This window comes from Burkholderia sp. WP9 (assembly GCF_900104795.1).
Lineage (GTDB): Bacteria > Pseudomonadota > Gammaproteobacteria > Burkholderiales > Burkholderiaceae > Paraburkholderia.
Window position 1 is genome coordinate 440213 of the sequence record NZ_FNTG01000001.1, and the last position, 19717, is coordinate 459929.

At 63.5% G+C, this 19717-nt stretch carries 18 protein-coding genes; 11 read left to right on the plus strand and 7 right to left on the minus strand.

The features are described 5' to 3' along the window. Positions 1-146 precede the first annotated feature (146 nt). The 4 genes from BLW71_RS01950 to BLW71_RS01965 all read left to right on the plus strand — a co-directional run bounded on the left by BLW71_RS01950 (position 147) and on the right by BLW71_RS01965 (position 3794). Positions 147-1589, plus strand: coding sequence for an aminotransferase-like domain-containing protein (locus BLW71_RS01950; RefSeq protein WP_091792802.1), 1443 nt, complete (start codon positions 147-149; stop codon positions 1587-1589). Positions 1590-1606: 17 nt separating this feature from the next. Next, positions 1607-1915, plus strand: a complete 309-nt coding sequence (locus BLW71_RS01955) for a helix-turn-helix domain-containing protein (RefSeq protein ID WP_091792803.1) — start codon at positions 1607-1609, stop codon at positions 1913-1915. A 162-nt stretch (positions 1916-2077) separates the two neighbouring features. Next, a complete protein-coding gene (locus BLW71_RS01960) occupies positions 2078-3208 on the plus strand; it encodes a BMP family ABC transporter substrate-binding protein (RefSeq protein WP_091792804.1) in 1131 nt (376 codons plus the stop codon). Positions 3209-3251: 43 nt separating this feature from the next. Next, positions 3252-3794 (plus strand): nucleoside deaminase, encoded by a 543-nt coding sequence (locus tag BLW71_RS01965; protein WP_177204951.1) that lies wholly within the window; start codon positions 3252-3254, stop codon positions 3792-3794. Positions 3795-4003: 209 nt separating this feature from the next. Here the strand turns inward: BLW71_RS01965 and BLW71_RS01970 are convergent, their stop codons facing one another. Further along, positions 4004-4582, minus strand: coding sequence for a lysozyme inhibitor LprI family protein (locus BLW71_RS01970; protein ID WP_091792805.1), 579 nt, complete (start codon positions 4580-4582; stop codon positions 4004-4006). A gap of 299 nt (positions 4583-4881) precedes the next feature. Between BLW71_RS01970 and BLW71_RS01975 the strand changes: the two genes are divergently transcribed. The 6 genes from BLW71_RS01975 to BLW71_RS02000 all read left to right on the plus strand — a co-directional run bounded on the left by BLW71_RS01975 (position 4882) and on the right by BLW71_RS02000 (position 11383). Next, the gene (locus tag BLW71_RS01975; protein ID WP_091792806.1) at positions 4882-5703 is read left to right on the plus strand and encodes an SH3 domain-containing protein; all 822 of its coding nucleotides are present in this window, start codon (positions 4882-4884) and stop codon (positions 5701-5703) included. A gap of 291 nt (positions 5704-5994) precedes the next feature. After that, positions 5995-8304, plus strand: coding sequence for a putative bifunctional diguanylate cyclase/phosphodiesterase (locus BLW71_RS01980; protein WP_091792807.1), 2310 nt, complete (start codon positions 5995-5997; stop codon positions 8302-8304). 221 nt (positions 8305-8525) lie between these two features. Beyond that, positions 8526-8714, plus strand: coding sequence for a hypothetical protein (locus BLW71_RS01985; RefSeq protein WP_091792808.1), 189 nt, complete (start codon positions 8526-8528; stop codon positions 8712-8714). A 167-nt stretch (positions 8715-8881) separates the two neighbouring features. Next, positions 8882-10282, plus strand: coding sequence for an FAD-containing oxidoreductase (locus BLW71_RS01990; RefSeq protein WP_091792809.1), 1401 nt, complete (start codon positions 8882-8884; stop codon positions 10280-10282). Positions 10283-10309: 27 nt separating this feature from the next. Further along, positions 10310-10666 carry a cupin domain-containing protein gene (locus tag BLW71_RS01995; RefSeq protein ID WP_091792810.1) on the plus strand — a complete coding sequence of 119 codons (357 nt, stop codon included), beginning with the start codon at positions 10310-10312 and terminating at the stop codon, positions 10664-10666. A 141-nt stretch (positions 10667-10807) separates the two neighbouring features. Next, complete coding sequence (locus BLW71_RS02000; protein ID WP_091792811.1) at positions 10808-11383, plus strand: TMEM175 family protein; 576 nt, start codon at positions 10808-10810, stop codon at positions 11381-11383. A 7-nt stretch (positions 11384-11390) separates the two neighbouring features. On the opposite strand, the gene BLW71_RS02005 is transcribed toward BLW71_RS02000, so the two are convergent. The 6 genes from BLW71_RS02005 to BLW71_RS02030 form a co-directional block, all read right to left on the minus strand. Further along, positions 11391-12218 carry an ABC transporter permease gene (locus BLW71_RS02005; protein WP_091792812.1) on the minus strand — a complete coding sequence of 276 codons (828 nt, stop codon included), beginning with the start codon at positions 12216-12218 and terminating at the stop codon, positions 11391-11393. Between the two features lie 36 nt (positions 12219-12254). After that, positions 12255-13508, minus strand: a complete 1254-nt coding sequence (locus tag BLW71_RS02010; RefSeq protein ID WP_091792813.1) for an ABC transporter permease — start codon at positions 13506-13508, stop codon at positions 12255-12257. A 37-nt stretch (positions 13509-13545) separates the two neighbouring features. Beyond that, positions 13546-14592, minus strand: coding sequence for an ABC transporter substrate-binding protein (locus BLW71_RS02015; protein ID WP_091792814.1), 1047 nt, complete (start codon positions 14590-14592; stop codon positions 13546-13548). Position 14593: 1 nt separating this feature from the next. Continuing rightward, positions 14594-15775, minus strand: coding sequence for an ABC transporter ATP-binding protein (locus BLW71_RS02020; protein WP_091792815.1), 1182 nt, complete (start codon positions 15773-15775; stop codon positions 14594-14596). 29 nt (positions 15776-15804) lie between these two features. Next, positions 15805-16968 carry an SRPBCC family protein gene (locus BLW71_RS02025; RefSeq protein ID WP_091792816.1) on the minus strand — a complete coding sequence of 388 codons (1164 nt, stop codon included), beginning with the start codon at positions 16966-16968 and terminating at the stop codon, positions 15805-15807. A gap of 182 nt (positions 16969-17150) precedes the next feature. Then, complete coding sequence (locus BLW71_RS02030; RefSeq protein ID WP_091792817.1) at positions 17151-18077, minus strand: LysR family transcriptional regulator; 927 nt, start codon at positions 18075-18077, stop codon at positions 17151-17153. A 262-nt stretch (positions 18078-18339) separates the two neighbouring features. Here BLW71_RS02030 and BLW71_RS02035 point away from each other — a divergent pair, with 262 nt between their 5' ends. Next, positions 18340-19683, plus strand: a complete 1344-nt coding sequence (locus tag BLW71_RS02035; protein ID WP_091792818.1) for a flavin-containing monooxygenase — start codon at positions 18340-18342, stop codon at positions 19681-19683. Positions 19684-19717: the final 34 nt, after the last annotated feature.

Below are 19717 nucleotides of genomic sequence, written 5' to 3' on the forward strand. Positions count from 1 at the left end.
ACGCGCCTGGAGAGGCTGATAGGTGCAAGCCTACTGTGTTCCAAAAAGTGCGCAGCATACAGAAATTTGGAAAGGTGAGGGATACAGTTGGCGCGTTTTTGTCATAGACTGACGCTCCAACCCATGTCTTTGCTCGATCCAGGCCCTTGAACCTGTACGAAAAACTCGCCGACGAAATCACGGAAGCCGTGCGCCGCGGCGTATTCGCGGCCGGCGAGCGGATTCTCTCCGTGCGGCAGGCGAGCCAGCAACACGGCGTCAGCATCAAGACGGTGTTGCACGCTTACGCGTTGCTGGAAAACCGGGGGATTGTCGAGACGCGCCCGCAGTCGGGCTATTTCGTGCGCGACGCCGCGGCGCTGTCGGCGGCGCTCGACGAGCCGCCGCCCGGCCGCCCGCGGCCGCCGCAAGCGCCACAGACACCGCCCGTCGCAGCGACCGTGGACGTGAGCCGCCTCGTGCTGTCGACCTTGCGCAGCATCCGCGCGCACGACGCCGTGCCGTTCGGCTCGCCGTATCCGGATCCGTCGCTGTTCCCGTGGCGGCGCATCAACCAGTATGCGAACGCGATCGCGCGTCGCCAGGCGAGCTGGAATCTGATCGACGACCTGCCGCCCGGCAATCCGGAACTGATCCGGCAGATCGCCCGGCGCTACGCCGAAAACGGCGTGCCCGTCGATCCCGGCGAGATCATCATCACGCTCGGCGCGACCGAAGCGATCAACCTGAGCCTGCAGGCGGTCGCGAAACCGGGCGACACCGTCGCGGTCGAGTCGCCCACCTATTACGCGATGCTGCACGCCATCGAGCGGCTGGGCATGCGCGCGATCGAGGTGACGACGCATCCGGTTCATGGCATCGACATCGAGGCGCTCGCGCAGGTGATCGCCGAGCAGAAAATCGCAGCGTGCATGGTGATGCCGAACTTCCAGAATCCGCTCGGCTTCCGCATGCCCGATACGCGCAAGCGGCAACTGGTGGAACTGCTCGCCGCGCACGAGATTCCCGTGATCGAGAACGACGTCTATCAGGAGTTGTACTTCGGCGAGACGCGGCCGTCGACCTTGAAGAACTTCGACACGAAAGGGCTGGTGTTGCATTGCGCGTCGTTTTCGAAGAGTCTGACCGCGTCGTACCGGATCGGCTGGGCGCTGCCGGGACGCTATCGCGCGCAGGTCGAGAAGCTGAAGTTTCTCAACACGCTGACCACGCCGTCGGTGCCGCAAGTCGCGGTGGCCGACTATTTGCGGCAGGACGGCTACGACCGCCACTTGCGGCACGTGCGCAAGGTCTACCGGCAGCAGGCGAGCATCATGATGGCGATGGTGCAGCGGTTTTTTCCGGCGGGCACGCGCATGTCGACGCCGCAAGGCGGCTATGTGCTGTGGGTCGAGTTGCCGGACAGCGTCGATTCGATGCGGCTTTACCAGGCGGCGCTCGCGCGCGGCATCACCGTTGGGCCTGGCACGATGTTTTCGACGCGCAACGATTTTCGCCACTTTATCCGGCTCAACTACAGCTATCCGTGGACGGCGCAGACCGAAGCGGCGTTGAAGACGCTCGGCGAACTGGTCACGCAGATGGCGTAAGGACAAGGAGACTCACCATGGAAGACGACGAACTCGATCCGGTGCTCGCCGCCGTGCTGATGCAACTCTGGCGAGCGCATCGGGAAACGCCGGGCGGCGTGTGGTCGCTCGCCAAACTGTCGAAGCAGGCCGGCGTGCCGATGAGCGGCCTGCGGCGGCATTTGACGGCGCTCGTCGACGGTGGTCTGGTGCTCACCACCTTCAGCGAGGAAGGCACCGGCACGGCGCGCCTGAGCGAACTCGGCGAAACGCTGTGCGGCGAGTTGTTCGGCGACGGTGAGGCACCCGATGAAGATCAGCCAGACCCGCCGCCGAAACTTCACTGAGGCGTCGTCCGGTCACCAAAATACGGGTTTCGTTATGGGCGGGATAACGAATAATAATTTTGCCGCTGAAATTGACCTTCGAATATGGCCCCCTATGCTGGAGCCTTGCCCGGGTTATCCCGAGCGCTGGGGCAGGCACCTTCAACCATCTTCGGAGAATTCATGAAAACAACGCTGGCGCGAGCGCTGCATCATTCACTGCGCATCAAAACCGTCCGAACCGTACTCGCGGCAACGCTTGGCGCGACGCTGGCATTCAGCGCCGCCGGGGCGGCCGCCGCCACCACGCAGCCGATCGGCATCGCCTTCGTCTATCTCGGCAATCCGGGCGACGCCGGCTGGACCTACGCTCACGAGCAGGGCGTGAAGGAAGTCGAGGCGAAGTTCGGCGACAAGGTCAAAGTGACGCGCGTGGAAAACGTGCCGGAGTCGGCGGATTCGGAGCGCGTGTTCCGCGACCTGGCGTCCAAGGGCAACAAGATCGTGGTGGGCTCGAGCTTCGGCTTCCAGGATTTCGAACTGAAAGTGGCCAAGGACTTCCCGGACACCGTGTTCGAGCATGCGACCGGCTACAAGAAGGCGGCCAACTTCGCCACCTACGACGTGCGCACCTATCAAAGCGCATACCTGGCCGGCCTCGTCGCGGGCTATACGACCAAGTCGAACACGCTCGGTTTTGTCGGCTCGGTGCCGGTGCCTGAAGTGGTGCGCAACATCAATGCATTCACGATGGGCGCGCGTTCGGTCAATCCAAAGGCGCGCGTGAAGGTGGTGTGGATCAATAGCTGGTTCGATCCGGGCCGCGAAAAGCAGGCTGCCGAAACGCTGATCGGCCAGGGCGCCGACGTGCTGATCCAGAACACCGATTCGACGGCGACGATGCAGACCGCCGAGCAGAAGAAGGTGCATGCGTTCGGCTGGGACTCGAATATGAAGAAGTTCGGGCCGAATGCGCAACTGGGTGCGTGCGTGAGCAACTGGGGCGTGTACTACACGCATCTGGTGGAGCAGGTGATGTCGGGCACATGGAACAACTCGCCGGTGTGGTGGGGGCTGAAAGAGAAGGCGATCGACCTCGCCGACATCAACACTGAAGCCGTGTCGCCGACCGCGCAGAAAGCCTTGAGCCAGAAGCGCGACGACATCATCTCCGGCAAGTTCAATCCGTTTGCCGGACCGATCATGGATCAGTCCGGCGCGGTGAAGGTGGCCGCCGGCAAGTCGCTGAGCGATCCGGAACTGCTGCGTTTGAACTGGTTCGTAGAGGGCGTGGACGGTACGCTGCCGAAGTAATAATTTGCTTCGCAAATCTAACTATTATTCAAGGAGATCGCCCGTGAGTCTGACCGTCTCGAGCGGGGCCGCCGCTGCGGCCTCGAACTATCCGCCGCAGGGTTTGACGCCCACGCACGAGCAGATCGTGCGGCATCTGCAGCATTCGAGCCGGGTGGCCGAACGGGCGACGCTGCTAGGGCACCATCCGTTCGGCGCGGTGCTGGTCGGCCCGGACCAGGAGACGGTGCTGATGGAGCAGGGCAACGTCGATACGGTGAATCACGCGGAGTCGGTGCTGGCGCGCGTGGCCGCGTTGAACTTCACGCCGGAGTATTTGTGGAGTTGCACGCTGTACACATCGGTCGAACCGTGCTGCATGTGCGCCGGGACGATGTATTGGGCCAACATCGGCCGGGTCGTGTTCGGCATGACCGAAAAGCGCTTGCTCGAAGCGACCGGCGATCACGCCGAGAATCCCACCATGAGCGTGGATTGCCGGTATGTCTTCGATCATTGCCAGAAACCGGTGGAGGTGATCGGGCCGGTCCCCGAGGTGGAAGCCGAGGTGATGGAAGTTCAGCGCAGATTCTGGAGCGGTCGGTAGCGGCGGTTTCTTACTTCCTGGTTTTTTCCCTTCTCCCGAGCGGCGCTTTTCGCGGTTCCGGGAGAAGGGCGTCTTGCCTTGTCGCTGGCGGCGTGTCCAGGCATAGCGAGCACCTCGGTGCTCGCCTTCTTGCTCGCCATCTCGCCTGCTCGCGTAAGCCGCGCGCCTGTATCGCCGCGTTGGCGCGGCAGGCATGCGCAACAGCCTTCCTAGTTCGCGGCGTCCGCCTGCAATTCCGCCGGCGCCAGTGTGGCCACGCCGCAAAACCAGCCGCCGTCATGCGGCTTGTGTTTCCATTGACTGCCGCTCTCCGTGAGCACGGCTGAGCACTGCTCGTTCACTACGATCCCCGGATTCGCCGCTGTGCACTGAAGCGTCGCCATGCCGGTGGACTGCTCAGGAGCCACGACCGGCCTGCTGCGCGAGTCCGGTTCGGCCGGTGAGGCAAACGGCTGCGGCGTCCCCGCTTGCAGGCTTTCTATCAGCTGCTGCAGTTCTTCGATGCGCGTTGCGTACCACGTCCCCAGACACGCCGAGTCACGGCAATTTGCTTCCCGCCATGCCCACTTGCTATCGCTGTCGGTGAGAAAGGCGCGCCGGTTGGCGACTCGCCGCCGGGCTTTCCAGTACAGTTGCCCGAGGGTGTCATCGAGCTTCGAGAGCGCGGGGTCGTGGCAAATCATCTTCTCGGTCAGCGAGCGCCCCTTATTGCAGTCGAAGCTCGCGGCATGGGCGAGCGGATGCGTGAGCATGAGCGCGGCGATCAGAAGCGGACGGAGGAGTTTCATCGCAGTCCCGGCAGTGCATGGCTTTTTCATGGAAGCGATGATCGGTCGGATTGCCGAAACATGGACGCCCGAAAAACGCGTGACTTCGACCGGGTGGTTACCAAATCTTGCCCGGCGAAGACGCCGCAAGAATCGATTGAGGATCGACTGAACGCTTTCAGGCACGCGCCGTGCAGCGTCCTTACAGGTAGCTGGCATCGCGCGGCAACGCGATGAGTTGTGCAAGAAGAAACAATATTCATAACGCATCAGCAGAGGCGTGCCGGCGGCGGACCGCGGACGCTGAATCGGGAGAAAGAATGAAACAACACCTCGTTCGATGTCTTTATGCGGCGGCCGGCGTGCTGGCGTTGCCCGCCGTGGCGTGCGCACAGTCGCAGGCGTACACGAATGGCACGGTCAACGTGCGCGCGGGCCCGGCCTCCGACTACCCGGTCGTGACGCAACTGCCGGGCGGTGTGCCGGTGAGCGTGATGGGGTGTATCAGTAACTATGAATGGTGTGATATCGCCGCGCCCAATCTGCGCGGCTGGGTCTATGCGGGGCGGCTCAGCTATCCGTATCAGGGCGCCAATGTGCCTGTGATGAACTACGGTACGGTGATCGGCCTGCCCATCGTGACGTTCTCGATTGGCACGTATTGGGGCGATTACTATCGCGGCCGACCTTGGTACGGCCAGCAATCGCGCTGGGCGCATCATCCGCCGCCGCCTCCGCCGCGTCCTGACGCCGGACGGCCACCCGGAGGTCGCCCACCGGGCGGACCGCCGCCGGGACATGGAGGTGGCAGGCCGCAGGGTGGACCGCCGCCGGGACACGACGGAGGAAGGCCGCAGGGCGGCCCGCCGTCGGGACATGACGGGGGAAGGCCGCAGGGTGGACCGCCGCCGGGACACGACGGGGGAAGGCCGCAGGGTGGACCGCCGTCCGGGCATGACGGGGGAAGGCCGCAGGGCGGTCCGCCGCCGGGGAACGCGGGCGGCCATCCGCCTCAGGGTGGCGGAGGTGGTGGCGGTCGGCCGCCGGGCGGCGGAAACGGCGGAAACGGTGGGCATGGCGGCGGAAACGGCGGCGGAGAAAAGGGCGGCGGCGGGGGCCGCCCACCGGACCGGCACGGCTGATCGCAACCACGCGGCCGACAAATATCAAAAAGTCACCAAAAAAGCCGTCGCGACAGGCTATTGCTTGATTCGGGTTCCAGGGTTCCGCCAGGCGGTGTCGGAACCCCGCCTGCGGAACCCGAACAGAATGCCGTCATCTCGTCCCGGCAACTGAACCGTTTGATCCGGTGATTGACCGTCGAGAACAAGCGGGCATTACGCGATGCGCGAAGAATAAAATTCGCGACCCTCGCGTAAACCCCGGTGTGCCGCGTACACTAAACTGCCGATGTCGGGTTAGGGGGCGCACAAATGACTTGCGAAGCGACATCAGAAAACAAGACGGGAGCCGCGCCTGAAGGCATTCGCTACTGTGCGAATCTGGCCGAAGGCGTGCTCGCGTCCGAGCGCACGGTGTTGCGATTGATTACGCAGAACACACCGCTGCCGGAATTGCTCGACGAAGTATGCCGCCGCGCGGAAGCGCTGCTGGGGGAAGGTGCGTCCTGTTCGATCCTGTTGCTCGACGCCGACGGCGTGCACGCCAGGGTCGGCGGCGCGCCTTCGCTGCCCAGGCACTACAGCGCGGCCATTGACGGCGTGATGATCGGGCCACAGGTGGGCTCATGCGGGACTGCGATGTTCGAGCGGCGTCTCGTCGCCGTCGACGATATCGAAACCGATCCGCTGTGGGCCGACTACCGGCACCTCGCGTTGCCGATCGGCCTGCGGTCCTGCTGGTCGGTGCACTTTGAAAACGATTCCGGCGTCGTGCTCGGCGCATTCGCGGTGTATTACCGCACGTCGCGCCGTCCCAGTGCCGAAGAAGAAGCGATGCTGCGCGACATCGGCCGCAGCGTTGGTCTGGCCGTGCATCAGGACGCCATGGCGCAGCGGCTCGCGCACAGCGAGGAGCATCACCGTCTGGTGGTCCATCACCTGATCGAAGGGATCGTCGTGCAGTCGCGCGCGGGCGTGGTGTTGGCCTGCAACCCGAGCGCGCAGCGGATTTTGCGCGCAACGCCGGAGCTCGTCGGCCGCAGTATCCAGTCGGTGATGGTGCGCGCGTATCACGAGGACGGCTCGCTCGTCACCGAGGCCGCGCGCCCGACCGCTCAGGTGCTCGCCACCGGCAAACCCGTGCTGGGTGTCACCATCGGCGTGGAGCTGATTGGCGGCGACGTCGTCTGGATCACCGAGAACGTGGTGCCGATCATCAAGCCGGGCGATACCGAGCCCAGCTCGGTGCTGATCTCGTTTACCGACATCGGACCCGTGCGCGAGGCGCAACGGCAACTCAAATTCCTCGCCACCCGCGATTCGCTCACCGGCCTCTACAACCGCGCGTACCTCACCGAGCGGCTGCGCGATCTGTTCTCGCTCGATACCGCGTCCGGCGTCGGCGAACTGGCGAGCGTCGCCGTGCTGTTCGTCGACCTGGACGGCTTCAAGAAGGTCAACGACACCGCGGGTCACGAGGCCGGCGACTCCCTGCTTTGCAGCGTGGCGCAACGGCTCTCGGCGTGTATCTCGCCGGAGGACACGCTCGCGCGGGTGGGCGGCGACGAATTCGTGATCGTGGTCAGCGCGTATGAGAACACCGGGCAGCTGATCGGCCTCGCGCGGCGCATCCTCGACATGATCGCGGAGCCGTTCGCGGTGGCGGACAACGAGTACTACCTGGGCGCGTCGATCGGCATCAGCCGCTTTCCCGAGGACGGCCAGGACGTGGCCACGCTGATGCGCAACGCCGATTCGGCGATGTATCACGCCAAACAGCGCGGCCGCAACAACTTCCAGTTCTTCACCGCCGAGCTGAATCAGCAGTTGCAACGGCGCTTCACGATCGAGCAATCGCTGCGGCGCGCGCTCGCTTCCAACGAACTGAGCCTCGTGTACCAGCCGATCGTCGACAGCCGCGACGGCCGCACGATCGGCGCGGAAGCGCTGCTGCGCTGGTACAACAGCGAACTGGGCAACGTGTCGCCGGGGGAATTCATCCCCGTCGCCGAAGATGCGGGCCTGATCGGCGAGATCGGCAACTTCGTGCTGGCGCGGGCCTGCGAGCAGGTGGCGCAATGGCGGCGCACGCTGGCGCCGGAACTGAACGTCGCGGTGAACCTGTCGCCCCGGCAGTTCAACGACGGCCTGGTGGAGCGCATCCAGCGCTGCCTGATGCAATCCGGGCTCGAGCCGTCGGCGCTGGAACTGGAAATCACCGAGCGGCTGCTGATGAGCGACAGCGAAACCGTGTTGCCCATGCTGAGCACGCTGAACGACATGGGCGTGCGCATTTCCGTCGACGATTTCGGCACCGGTTATTCGTCGCTGTCTTATCTGAAGCGCTTTCCGCTGCATAACCTGAAGATCGACCGCTCGTTCGTCGCCGGCTTGCCGGATCATCGCGATTCGATTGCGATTACGCAGGCCGTGGTGGCGATGGCGCACTCGCTCGGCATGAACGTTACCGCCGAAGGGGTGGAAACCGCCGAACAGGCGGCGTTCCTGCGCGCGATCCATTGCGACAAGCAGCAGGGCTATTTTTACAGCCGCCCGGTCGGGGCCAGTGCGTATGCGCGTAGTTTGTGGGACGCGCAGATCGGTCTGGTCGACGCTTCGTGAGCGCGCCGGCGCTTACGCGCGCAAGCCTGTGCGCCTTGCCAGGCTTGGCTGCGCGGGATTTCGTCGTGCGCGGGCGGGTGGGGCCGGACTCGATTGTTCGGTTTGACAAACAAGTGCCTTCGCGTTAGCGGTATTTATCCGCGAGGGCCACCTCCTTACAATCCTCCCATCGAAACGTGAATAGAGCGAAGCCGAAGCGGCGCCGCTCGACGGGAGTTGTCATGCCAGCTTTGATCAGGAACCAGCTTTACCGGCCGTCAGTGCTATTACCGATGGTCGCCCTCATGCAGGTGATGGTGTCGCAGGATTTCAACCTGGGCCAGGTCGGCTGGGTCGTGGCGTCACGTGGCGCGCAGGCCGCGCTGCAACGCTCGCGTGAATTGATCTGCGCCGTGCATTGCCACGACTAAGCCTCGCGGCTTTGCGGATGGTGAGAAGCAATAGTGCGGAACAGTTGGCATTCGAATGACAATTAGTCGGTGATCAGCAAACACCGGCAACCGGCAACGCAGCATGGCGATTCGAGAGGCTGAGGGTAAGATGCTACGACATGCATCCCAGCTTCCGGAGAGTTGCCATGTCACAGCACTTCGATGCAGTCGTGATCGGTACGGGACAAGGCGGCGCGCCGCTTGCCGTGCGTCTCGGTCAAAGCGGCCGTAAAACCGCGGTCATCGAGCGCGCGGCCTTTGGCGGCACGTGCGTGAACGTCGGCTGCACGCCGACCAAATCCTACGTCGCCAGTGCTCGCGCGGCGCATGTCGCGCGCCATTGCGCGGAACTCGGCGTGCAACTGAGCGGCGCGGTCAGCGTTGATCTGGCGGCCGTCAAGGCACGCAAGGACAGGATCATCGGGCAGTCGCGCGAGGGCGTCGAGAAATGGCTGCGCGGTGCGAAGAACGTGAGCGTGTTCAAAGGTCATGCGCGCTTTACCGGACCTCATGCGCTTTCGGTTAGCGGACCGGACGGCAAGCTGCTCGACGAGCTCAGCGCCGACGAAATCTTCATCAACACAGGCACGCGCGCCGTCGTGCCGCCGCTCCACGGTCTCGAGCGGATTCCGTACTACACGAACTCCAATCTGCTCGAACTGACGGAATTGCCGGGTCATCTGGTGATTGTCGGCGCGAGCTATATCGCGCTCGAATTCGCGCAGATCTTTCGCCGCTTCGGCAGCCGCGTGACCGTGCTGGTGCGCGGCGAACGCGTGCTCACCCGCGAGGACGCCGACTTCGCCGAATCCGTGCAGAAGGTGCTCGCCCGCGAGGGTGTCGAGTTTCACTTCGGCGTGCAGCCTTCGCGAGTCGAGCCGCATCCGCATCACCCGAACGAGCTGTGTATCGGCTTCGAGCAGAACATTCCAGCGCTCGAAGCGTCGCATCTGCTGTTCGCCACTGGCCGTGAACCGAATACCGACGACCTCGGCCTCGCGGCCGCCGGCATCACGACGGACAAGCACGGCACGATTCCCGTGGACGGCCAGTTGCGCACCAACGTGCCGGGCGTGTGGGCGATCGGCGACGTCAACGGGCGTGGCGCTTTTACCCACACTTCCTACGACGACTTTCAGATCGTCGCGGCCAATCTGCTCGACGGCGGCGCGCGCACCGTGGACACACGCATCATGGCGTATGCGGTGTTCGTCGATCCGCCGCTTGCGCGTGTCGGCGCTTCGGAGGCCGAGGTGCGCAAAGCGGGCCGCGATGCGCTGATCGCCACCATGCCGATGTCGCGCGTGGGCCGCGCGCGCGAACGCGGCGAAACCGATGGCTTCATGAAGGTGATGGTCGACGCGCAAAGCAAGCAGATTCTCGGGGCGGCCATTCACGGCATTGAAGGCGACGAGGCGATTCATACCTTCATCGACATCATGACGGCGGGCGCGCCGTATCCGACTTTGCAGTACGCCATGCATATTCATCCGACCATCAGCGAACTGGTGCCGACCTTGCTCGACGGGCTCAAGCCTATGAAGTGAGCGGTACGCACAAGCGGAGCAGCCACGATGAAGCGTGTGATGCGGAGCGGCAATCTGTTCGACCCCGGCGCGTCGGCGGGCGGGAGCGAGGGCGAGCAGGTCGACGCCCTGGTGGAGCAGGGTGGCGTGAGCATCGAGCGGATCGTCTCGATGGGGCACGCCAGCCCGCCGGGCTTCTGGTACGACAGTCTTCGCGCCGAGTTCGTCGTGCTGCTGAGCGGCGCGGCCACGCTCGAATTCGAAGGCGAGGCCGAGCCGCTTTCGATGAAGCCAGGCGATCACGTGCTGATCGAAGCGCATTGCCGGCATCGGGTAGCATGGACAAGCGACCGGGAGCCCAGCGTGTGGCTCGCCGTCTACTACCCGGACGACGCTTCGCGCTGAACACGGCACGCGGGTCGAACCCGGCCGGATCGACAAATCGTTACGGCTTCGCGGATAATCGGCAGCGGCGCGGGTCGCCCGCGGAGTGCGGGCCGCCTTGGCGCGCAACCGCATTCAACACCATCATCAGGAATCCAATCCATGGGCAAAGGACGTGTCGAAGCCTTCAGCGATGGCGTGATCGCCATCATCATCACGATCATGGTGCTCGAGTTGAAGGTGCCGGAAGGCTTCGATCTCGCGGCGCTGCGCCCGGTGCTCCCCGTGTTCTGCGCGTATGTGCTGAGTTTCATCTACGTCGGCATCTACTGGAACAATCATCATCACATGTTCCATGCCGTGCAGAAGGTCAACGGCGCGGTGCTGTGGGCGAACCTCCATCTGCTGTTCTGGCTGTCGCTGCTGCCCGCCGTCACGCACTGGGTCGGCGAAAACCATCTGGCCTCCTGGCCGACCGCGATGTACGGCGTGGTGCTGTTCATGTCGGCGATCGCCTATTTCATCCTCATGCGCGTGCTGATTCGCGAGCACGGCAAGGATTCGACTCTCGCGAAAGCGGTCGGCAACGACTTCAAAGGCAGGGTTTCGGTCGTGATCTATCTCACGGGTATCGCGCTGGCGTTCGTCGTGCCGTGGGGTTCGGCGGCGCTTTATACGCTCGCCGCCGCGTGGTGGCTGGTGCCGGATCGCCGTATCGAACACGTGATGGAAGCGTGAGCGCGCATCAGGTGAGCGCGCTGCTGGCCGCGGCCGCGCGGCCGCGCAGCCAGTTGATGTTCGCGAAGAGCAGCACGGCGAATACGATCAGCATCGTCGCCACGGCGAGAATCGAGGGGTCGATCGAGTCGCGAATGCCGCTCCACATCTGCCGCGGCACGGTGGTTTGATCCGGGCCGCCAATGAACAGAATCACGATCACTTCATCGAACGAGGTCGCGAAGGCGAACACGCTGCCGGTTGCGACCGCCGGCATGATGAGCGGCAGCGTGACGCGCCGGAACGTGACCCAGGGCGCCGCGCCGAGCCCGGAAGCGGCGCGCAACAAACTCTGATCGAACGACAGCAGCGACGCGGTCACGGTGATCACGACAAACGGCGTGCCGAGCGCCGCGTGCGCCAGCACCACGCCGGGATACGAGTTCACGAGGCCGAGCGGCGCGAAGATCAGATAGAAGCCCGCCGCGACCACGACGATCGGCACGATCATCGGCGAAATGATGATCGGCATGATCAGCGAGCGCAGCGGAAACTGAGCGCGCGAAAGACCCAGCGCGGCGAGCGTGCCGAGACACGTGGCGATCAACGTGGACGCCGCGCCGATGCCGATACTGTTCAGGAGCGAGCGTTGCCAGTCCGCGCTCGTGAGCGCCTGCTCATACCAGCGGAACGAGAAGCCCTGCATCGGGTACGAGAAGTACGAACCCGAATTGAATGAGAGCGGGATGATGGCGAGAATCGGCGCAATCAGAAAGAAAAGCACGAGCGCCGTATGTACCCGCACCCAGCGTGTGGCGATGCGTTCCGTCAGCACCTTGTTGCGTTTGTCTTGCATGTCGTTCCTTCGTCGTGTGCGCGTGTTCGACCTGGCTTAACCAAAGCGCAAGCGGTCGATACCGACGATGCGGTTGAACAGGAAATAGAAGATCGCCGTGAAAATCACCAGATAGGCCGAGAGTGCGCCGGCGAGTCCCCAGTTGAGCTGCGTGTTGGTCTGGATCGCAATGAGCTGGCTGATCATCTCGTCGCCTGCGCCGCCGAGCAGCGCGGGCGTGATGTAGTAACCGAGCGCGAGCACGAACACGAGGAAGCAGCCGGCGCCCACGCCTGGCAGCGTCTGCGGTATGTAGACCCGCACGAACGCGGTGAACGGATGCGCGCCGAGCGATTGCGCCGCGCGCAGGTAGACGGGCGACACGCTTTTCATCACCGAATAGATCGCGAGAATCATGTAGGGCAGCAGCACGTGCGTCATGCCGATGAGCACGCCGGTGCGGTTGAAGATGAGCGGCAGCGGATGCGTGGCGAGGCCCAGACCCATCAGCAGGCTGTTGATGACGCCGCCCGGTTGCAGCAAAACGTACCACGCGGTCGTGCGTACGAGCAGCGAGGTCCAGAACGGCACGATCACGAAGAGCATCAGGCGGTTGCTGCTTTTCGCGGGCAGGTTCGCGAGCAGCCATGCCACCGGATAGCCGAGCACGAGGCACAGCAGCGTGACCGTGGCGCTGATCGAGATCGTGCGCAAGAAGGCCTGCCGATAAATCGAGGCGTTGTCCGGCACGAACGCGACCGAACCTTGCGGCGTGACTTGCGCGTCGACGGCGGCGAGCAGATAGTCGGGCGTCGGCGACGCGGCGGCGCGCTTGAGCAGGCGCCAGGTCTCCGGCGAATTCCAGCGTTCGTCGAGTTCGACGAGCGCCGGTTTCCACGCGGGCGGCGCATCGGCGGGAAGCTGGCGCGCGGTGCGCATCAGCAGGCTGCGGAACTCGGCCTGCTCGAAGTTCAGCCGGCGCGCCACGGTGCCGAGTTGGCCGCTCTGCTGCGCTTCTTTGAGGCCCGAAGCGAGCAGGGCGAAGGTATGTTCGTCCGGCACGCCGCGGCCGTCCCATGCATCAAGCGCGCGTGTGAGGGCGGGCATGCTGCTGGACATTTCATGGTTCTGCACGCTGCGCGCGAGCAGCAGCGCGATCGGCGCGATGAACGTCGACACGAGGAACACGATGAGCGGCAGCGCGAGCAGCAATGCCCGCACCGATGCGCGGCGACGCGCTTTCTGAAATGAAGCGCCGCCGTCGGCTCTCGTCGGAGAGCCCAGGGATGAGGCGCGGGCCGGGGCGGGCATGCTGGTAGTCAAGTTGGGCTCTCGTTAGACGATGGGTTTATTGCGTCAGCCAGACCTGGAAGCGCTTGTTGATCTGGTCCGCGTTGTCGGCCCAGAAGCCTGCGTTGATCTGCAGCGCGCGCTTGAAGTTCTGCGGTGAGGTCGGCAGATCGGCGAGGCGCTGCTTGTCGACCAGCGCGATCGCGTCCTTGCGCGGCGGCGCATAGGCGATGTACTTCGACAGGTCCGCATACGCCTTCGGCTGGGATGCGGAGACGATGAATTTCGCAGCGGCGTCGGCATGCTTCGCGCCTGTCGGAACGCCCCACCAGTCGAAGTCGTAAACCTGTGCGTCCCAGACGGCCTTGAACGGTTTGTTGTCCTTCTTCGCGGCGTCGTCGATACGGCCGTTGTAGGCCTGCGTCATCACGACCGCGCCGTCCGCGAGCAGCTGCGGCGCCTGCGCACCCGACTCCCACCACACGATGCTCTTCTTGATCGTGTCGAGTTTCTTGAACGCGCGATCCACGCCGGCGGGCGTGCCGAGCACTTTATAGACGTCCTTCGGATCGACGCCGTCAGCGATCAGCGCCCATTCCATCGTTACCTTCGGCGATTTGCGCAGGCCGCGCTTGCCGGGGAATTTCTGCAGATCGAAGAAGTCGTTGACGGTGGTCGGCGCGGTCTTCAGCTTGCTGGCATCGTACGCATAGACCGTGGACCAGACCATGCTGGCGACCGCGCAATCGCTGATCGAGCCGGGAATGAAGTCGCTCGTTTTGCCGAGCGACTTCTTGTCGAACTTCTGCAGGAGGCCTTCGTCGCAGGCGGTGATCGCGTCGTTCGTTTCGAGGTCGATCAGGTCCCACGTGGTGTTCTTCGCCTGCTCCATGGCGGAGAGCTTGGCGAGACCGCCGTCGTACGATTCGGTCGAAAAGCCGATGCCGGTGGCCTGCGTGAACGGTTCGAAATAGGCCTTTTTCGCGGCCGCTTCATATGCGCCGCCGAAGGTCACGACGGAGAGCGTCTCCGCGGCCTGGACGGTCACGGTGGCGAATGCGAGTGCGGCGAGTGCGGCGCTTTGTGCTTTGTGAAGAGTGCGCATTTCAGTTGGCTCCTGCGGCTGCTGTAGTGATGATGGAAGGTGACGGCGGTGTGGATACGTGGAGCGTGGGCGCGCTGCGTGGCGCGGCCGCCGCGAGAATCTTGCAGTCGTCGTGGCGCCAGGCGATGTCGATCTCGTTGCCGGGCGAAGGCAGCGCGTGGCGCTGCGTGTTGGGCACTTTCACGACGAGGGAATCGCGCGAACCGAGCTTCAGGTGGACGCGATGGTGATCGCCGCAATACACCAGTTCCTCGACGCGCGCACGCACCACGTTGCTGTTTTCGTCGACATGCAGGCCTTCCGCGCTCGGGATATGCGCGCGTTCGGGGCGCAACGCGAGCATTGCTTCGTCGCCCGCGCGCAGGCCGGGTTCGCAACGGCCGCGAATCACGCTGCCGTCGGACAGCGTGAGCGTCGCCCAGTCGTCGCCCACATTGACGACACGTCCGCTCAACCCGTTGTTCTCGCCCACGAAGTTGGCGACGAACGCGTTCTGCGCGTTCTCGTAGAGTTCGCTCGGCGTGGCGGCTTGCTGGATGCGGCCGTCGGAGAAAACGGCGACGCGATCGGACATGGTCAGCGCTTCGGCCTGATCGTGCGTCACATAGACGATCGTGAGCGACAGCTCGCGATGCAGGCGCATGATTTCGTATTGCATGGTTTCGCGCAGGCGTTTGTCGAGCGCGCCGAGTGGTTCGTCCATCAGCACGACGCTCGGCTCGAACACGAGCGCGCGCGCGAGCGCCACGCGCTGCTGCTGTCCGCCCGAAAGTTGCACGGGGCGACGGTTCGCCAGATGCGGCAGCTCGATCATTTCGAGTGCGCGCTTCACGCGTATTTTCTGTTCAGCGCGGCTCACGTGCCGCACGGAGAGCGGAAACGCGACGTTCTCCGCAATCGTCAGATGCGGAAAGAGCGCGTAGTTCTGAAACACCATGCCGATGTCACGTTGATGCGGCGGCTTGTCGTCGAGCCGGCGGCCATCCAGGCGGATCTCGCCGTGCGTGGGCGATTCGAATCCCGCGAGCATCATGAGCGTGGTCGTCTTGCCCGAGCCGGACGGGCCGAGCAGCGACAGGAATTCTCCCTTGCGCACGTCGAGGTTCAAATCGTCGACGACATTTTGCGTGCCGTCATACGTTTTGCTCACGCCCGAGAACGAAATGAAGGAAGGGTTTGACATCGTGATTGCGTCCTGTCGGTGAAGCGGGTTCAGTGCGCGCCGAGCGTCGCCGTGGCGACTTTGCTCGCAAGATAGCGCGCGAAATCGTAGTTCGGGCGTTCGAGATGACTCAGATGGCCGGGTTTCGCGAGCGGCGCATGCACGCCGCGAAAGACGGCTTCCACGCCGCGTTTGTCTTCGGCGTTCACTTCGTCGAGCAGCTTCTTCAACGTCGTCATGTGCGCGTTGGCCGCGGGATCGGCGATGAATTCGGGCGCAAGGCCGCCGCCAAAGCGGATATGCACGCGCCCCACGCCTTGAGGCTGCAGCACGAGATACCAGAAGTAACCCGGCGTGAGCGTGACGAGATGCGTCGGGTAGATGGCGAGCAATGCCGTGGTCTTGCGCCAGTGTCCCGTGAGACGTGTGTTATCCGGATGCGCATTGCCGATAGGCAAGCTCGCTTCCTTCGTGATCCAGTGATAGTTGAAGGCGGGATAGCCCGGCGGGCATTCCATTTCGTCGAGCCGCGAATGCGGGCCTACCGTCGCGCGATGCAGCATCGGCAGGTGATAGCTCTCCATGAAATTTTCCGCGAGGATCTTCCAGTTCGTGTCCCACACGTGCTCTTCATAGAAGGTTTCAATGTAGTCGGACATGCCGTACGCGCCAACCAGTTCGCCCAGTTTGGCGAGCTGCAGGTGGACGGGCGGCGCGTTCTGGTCGAGTGTCACGTAGAGCCAGCCTTGCCATTCTTCGCAATGCACGGCGGGCAGCCTGTAGGCTTCCTTGCAGAAGCCCGCTTGCCGGTCCATGAGCGGTGCGCCTTGCAGCGCGCCGTCGAGGGAATAGTTCCACGCGTGATACGGGCAGACGATACGACGCACATTGCCGCGCCCTTCGAGTAGCACTGACATGCGATGCAGGCACACGTTCGACATCGCCTTGAGCTGCATCTGTTCGTCGCGCAAGATCACGATCGGTTGTGCGCCGATACTCGTGGTCAGGTAATCGCCGGGCGCTTTGAGCGCACTGGCGCGGCCCACGCATTGCCATTCGCGCTGGAAGATCGTGCGCTCTTCCAGCGCGAGGAATTCAGGCGACGTATAGACACCGGGCGGCATTGCATGCGCATCGCCGAATGACCGCTCGCAACCCGTCTGCAGTTCGTCGACAAGCGCTTGCACTGCAAACGTCTCTGACGGGTGGGCCATGGTGTCCTCCTGGGTTCATCACGGTAAGAGCGCACTAGCACAAGGCTTTGTGGCGTGGCGCTCAACATGGACACAAATCTATCAAGCCAAATTGCAAGCCAAAATATTGTTTTTAGATACAAAGCAAAGTTTTTACCTATACAGCGACGGTCCGCTCGACGCGTGCAAGCGCGCTTTGCCGATCAATCGTCGAGATGCAGTCGCCGAATGTACGTCTCGCAGAACGACGCGAAGCGATGCACGACCTGGCGCGGTTTCATCGTACGTGACTGCGCAATGCCGAGCATCGTGGCGTTGACGTTGTCTTTGAAACGTTTAATGACGAACTCTTCACCGTCCACGGTGCGATTCGATTTGAGCGGAAAATTGAGCAGGCTATAGCCGAGACCGTTGGCCACCATGCCGCGTACGACCTCAGGCTGTGACGAGCGGTACGCGGGCACAGGGCGGTTGCCCACCGCATCGAAGAGCGCGGCGAAATACTCGCGGCTGTGTGGCAGATCGAGCATCACATATGGCTCGGGCAGGAGATCCGCGAGCGATACCTTGCGGGCGCGCGCGAGGCGATGCGTGCGCGGCAGAATCGCATAAGGCGGCAGCGACAGCAGCGGCGTGAAGGCGATGTCCTCGGTCAGGTCGAGGCTATAGGTGAGGGCGATGTCGAGCGAACCGTCGTGCAGGCCACGCAGGAGGCCGTCCTGATGCGCTTCGACAGTGCGGAACGAAATGCCCGAGTGCTCGGCCGTGAAGCGGCTGATGAGCCTCGGCATGAGCGGCGGCGCGAGCGAAACGAGGCAGCCGAGCGCGATGGCGCCCGTCATGCCGCCGTCCATTTCCTTTGCGGCCATCTGCAATTCTTCCGCAATCTTCAGCAGATTGCGCGCTTGCCCAAGCAAATCGCGTCCCGCTTGCGTGAGCGAGAGGCCGCTTGCGTGATGCCGTATGAACAGTTGCACACCGAACGACACTTCGAGGTCCGCGAGCGCCGTCGAGATGGACGGCTGCGAAATGTGCAGACGCTTCGCGGCGGCGGTGAAGGACAGCGCCTCCGCCGTGACCACGAAATAACGCAACTGGCGCAACGAGTAGCGCAGGGGGTGGCTCTCCATCGACAACGCTCCATCTCAGGGCCTTCAATGGATGGGATTGTGCGGCGGCCAAAAAGACATGCATAGGAAAATCCGATGCTATGCATTTTTTAAATATATTTTTCAGATTCGGGACGGGCGCGTAGATTTTCACCGACACGAACGGCCCAAGGCGGTACGCGCCATCGGAAAACACGACTGGGGTCCGCCACGGTTGCGAGCGCTTGAAGGCCGCGAGGCCGCAGCCGAATCGAAACATTCCGCCATTCAGAAGGACACAGCCATGACAGTGGAAACAACGTCAATCGATACGCTCGTGGTCGGTGCCGGCCAGGCCGGCATCGCCATGAGCGAACACCTGAGCAGGCTCGGCGTGCCACACCTCGTCCTGGAGCGCGATCGAATCGCCGAGCGCTGGCGCACGGGACGTTGGGATTCGCTGGTCGCCAACGGCCCCGCATGGCACGATCGGTTTCCCAATCTCGAGTTTGCGGAGGTCGACCCTGACGGATTCGCGCCGAAAGAGCAGGTCGCGGACTATTTCGTCGCCTATGCAAAGAAGTTCGATGCACCGATCCGCACCGGCGTGGAAGTCAGGAAGGTCGTGCGCAATGCGGGACGGCAGGGCTTCACGATCGAAACATCGGAGGGCACGATCGAGGCCAATCGCGTGGTGGTCGCCACCGGCCCTTTTCAACGCCCGGTGATTCCGCCGATCGCGCCGCAGGATTCGAGTCTCACGCAGATTCATTCCGCCGACTACCGCAATCCCGCACAATTGCCCGAGGGCGGCGTGTTGGTGGTGGGCGCGGGATCATCAGGCGTGCAGATCGCCGACGAGTTGCAACGCGCGGGCAAGCGCGTCTATCTGTCGGTTGGCGCGCATGATCGCCCGCCGCGCGCCTATCGCGGCCGCGATTTCTGCTGGTGGCTGGGCGTGCTCGGCGAATGGGACGCGGAAGTCATGAAGCCCGGCAGGGAACACGTCACCATTGCGGTGAGCGGCGCGCGCGGCGGCCATACGGTGGACTTCCGGCGTCTCGCGCAGCAGGGCATCACGCTCGTCGGACTGACGAAATCGTTCGAGCATGGCGTGGCGACTTTCGAAACGGATCTGGCGGAGAACATCGCGCGCGGCGACGAGAACTATCTGTCGCTGCTGGACGCGGCCGACGCTTATGCGGCCCGCAATGGCCTCGATCTTCCGGAGGAGCCCGAAGCCCGCATCATTCCCGCGGATCCGGATTGCGTGACGCATCCGTTGCACGATCTCGATCTGGCTAAAGCCGGCGTGACGTCGATTGTCTGGGCAACCGGCTATGCGCTCGATTTCAACTGGCTGAACGTCGACGCTTTCGATGAAAAGGGCAAGCCGAAACATCAGCGCGGCGTGTCGAAGGAACCCGGCGTCTACTTCCTCGGTCTGCCGTGGTTGTCGCGTCGTGGCTCCGCGTTTATCTGGGGCGTGTGGCACGACGCGAAGCACATCGCGGATCACATCATCACGCAGCGCAAATATCTCGCGTATTACGACGGTGCGCAGCGAGATGCTCAGCATCGCCGCGACGAAAGCGGTGACAATACTTCCGGCCATTCACCCGTTCATAAAGTCAGCGCGATGGGCTGAACTGATGTGCATGCGTCTTTAATCCGCGATCCAT

Coding starts and splice junctions, on each gene's coding strand:
- BLW71_RS01955 (WP_091792803.1), top strand. CDS start 1,607: ATGGAAGACGACGAACTCGATCCGGTGCTCGCCGCCGTGCTGATGCAA.
- BLW71_RS01960 (WP_091792804.1), top strand. CDS start 2,078: ATGAAAACAACGCTGGCGCGAGCGCTGCATCATTCACTGCGCATCAAA.
- BLW71_RS01970 (WP_091792805.1), bottom strand. CDS start 4,582: ATGAAACTCCTCCGTCCGCTTCTGATCGCCGCGCTCATGCTCACGCAT.
- BLW71_RS01975 (WP_091792806.1), top strand. CDS start 4,882: ATGAAACAACACCTCGTTCGATGTCTTTATGCGGCGGCCGGCGTGCTG.
- BLW71_RS01980 (WP_091792807.1), top strand. CDS start 5,995: ATGACTTGCGAAGCGACATCAGAAAACAAGACGGGAGCCGCGCCTGAA.
- BLW71_RS01985 (WP_091792808.1), top strand. CDS start 8,526: ATGCCAGCTTTGATCAGGAACCAGCTTTACCGGCCGTCAGTGCTATTA.
- BLW71_RS01990 (WP_091792809.1), top strand. CDS start 8,882: ATGTCACAGCACTTCGATGCAGTCGTGATCGGTACGGGACAAGGCGGC.
- BLW71_RS01995 (WP_091792810.1), top strand. CDS start 10,310: ATGAAGCGTGTGATGCGGAGCGGCAATCTGTTCGACCCCGGCGCGTCG.
- BLW71_RS02000 (WP_091792811.1), top strand. CDS start 10,808: ATGGGCAAAGGACGTGTCGAAGCCTTCAGCGATGGCGTGATCGCCATC.
- BLW71_RS02005 (WP_091792812.1), bottom strand. CDS start 12,218: ATGCAAGACAAACGCAACAAGGTGCTGACGGAACGCATCGCCACACGC.
- BLW71_RS02010 (WP_091792813.1), bottom strand. CDS start 13,508: ATGCCCGCCCCGGCCCGCGCCTCATCCCTGGGCTCTCCGACGAGAGCC.
- BLW71_RS02015 (WP_091792814.1), bottom strand. CDS start 14,592: ATGCGCACTCTTCACAAAGCACAAAGCGCCGCACTCGCCGCACTCGCA.
- BLW71_RS02020 (WP_091792815.1), bottom strand. CDS start 15,775: ATGTCAAACCCTTCCTTCATTTCGTTCTCGGGCGTGAGCAAAACGTAT.
- BLW71_RS02025 (WP_091792816.1), bottom strand. CDS start 16,968: ATGGCCCACCCGTCAGAGACGTTTGCAGTGCAAGCGCTTGTCGACGAA.
- BLW71_RS02030 (WP_091792817.1), bottom strand. CDS start 18,077: ATGGAGAGCCACCCCCTGCGCTACTCGTTGCGCCAGTTGCGTTATTTC.
- BLW71_RS02035 (WP_091792818.1), top strand. CDS start 18,340: ATGACAGTGGAAACAACGTCAATCGATACGCTCGTGGTCGGTGCCGGC.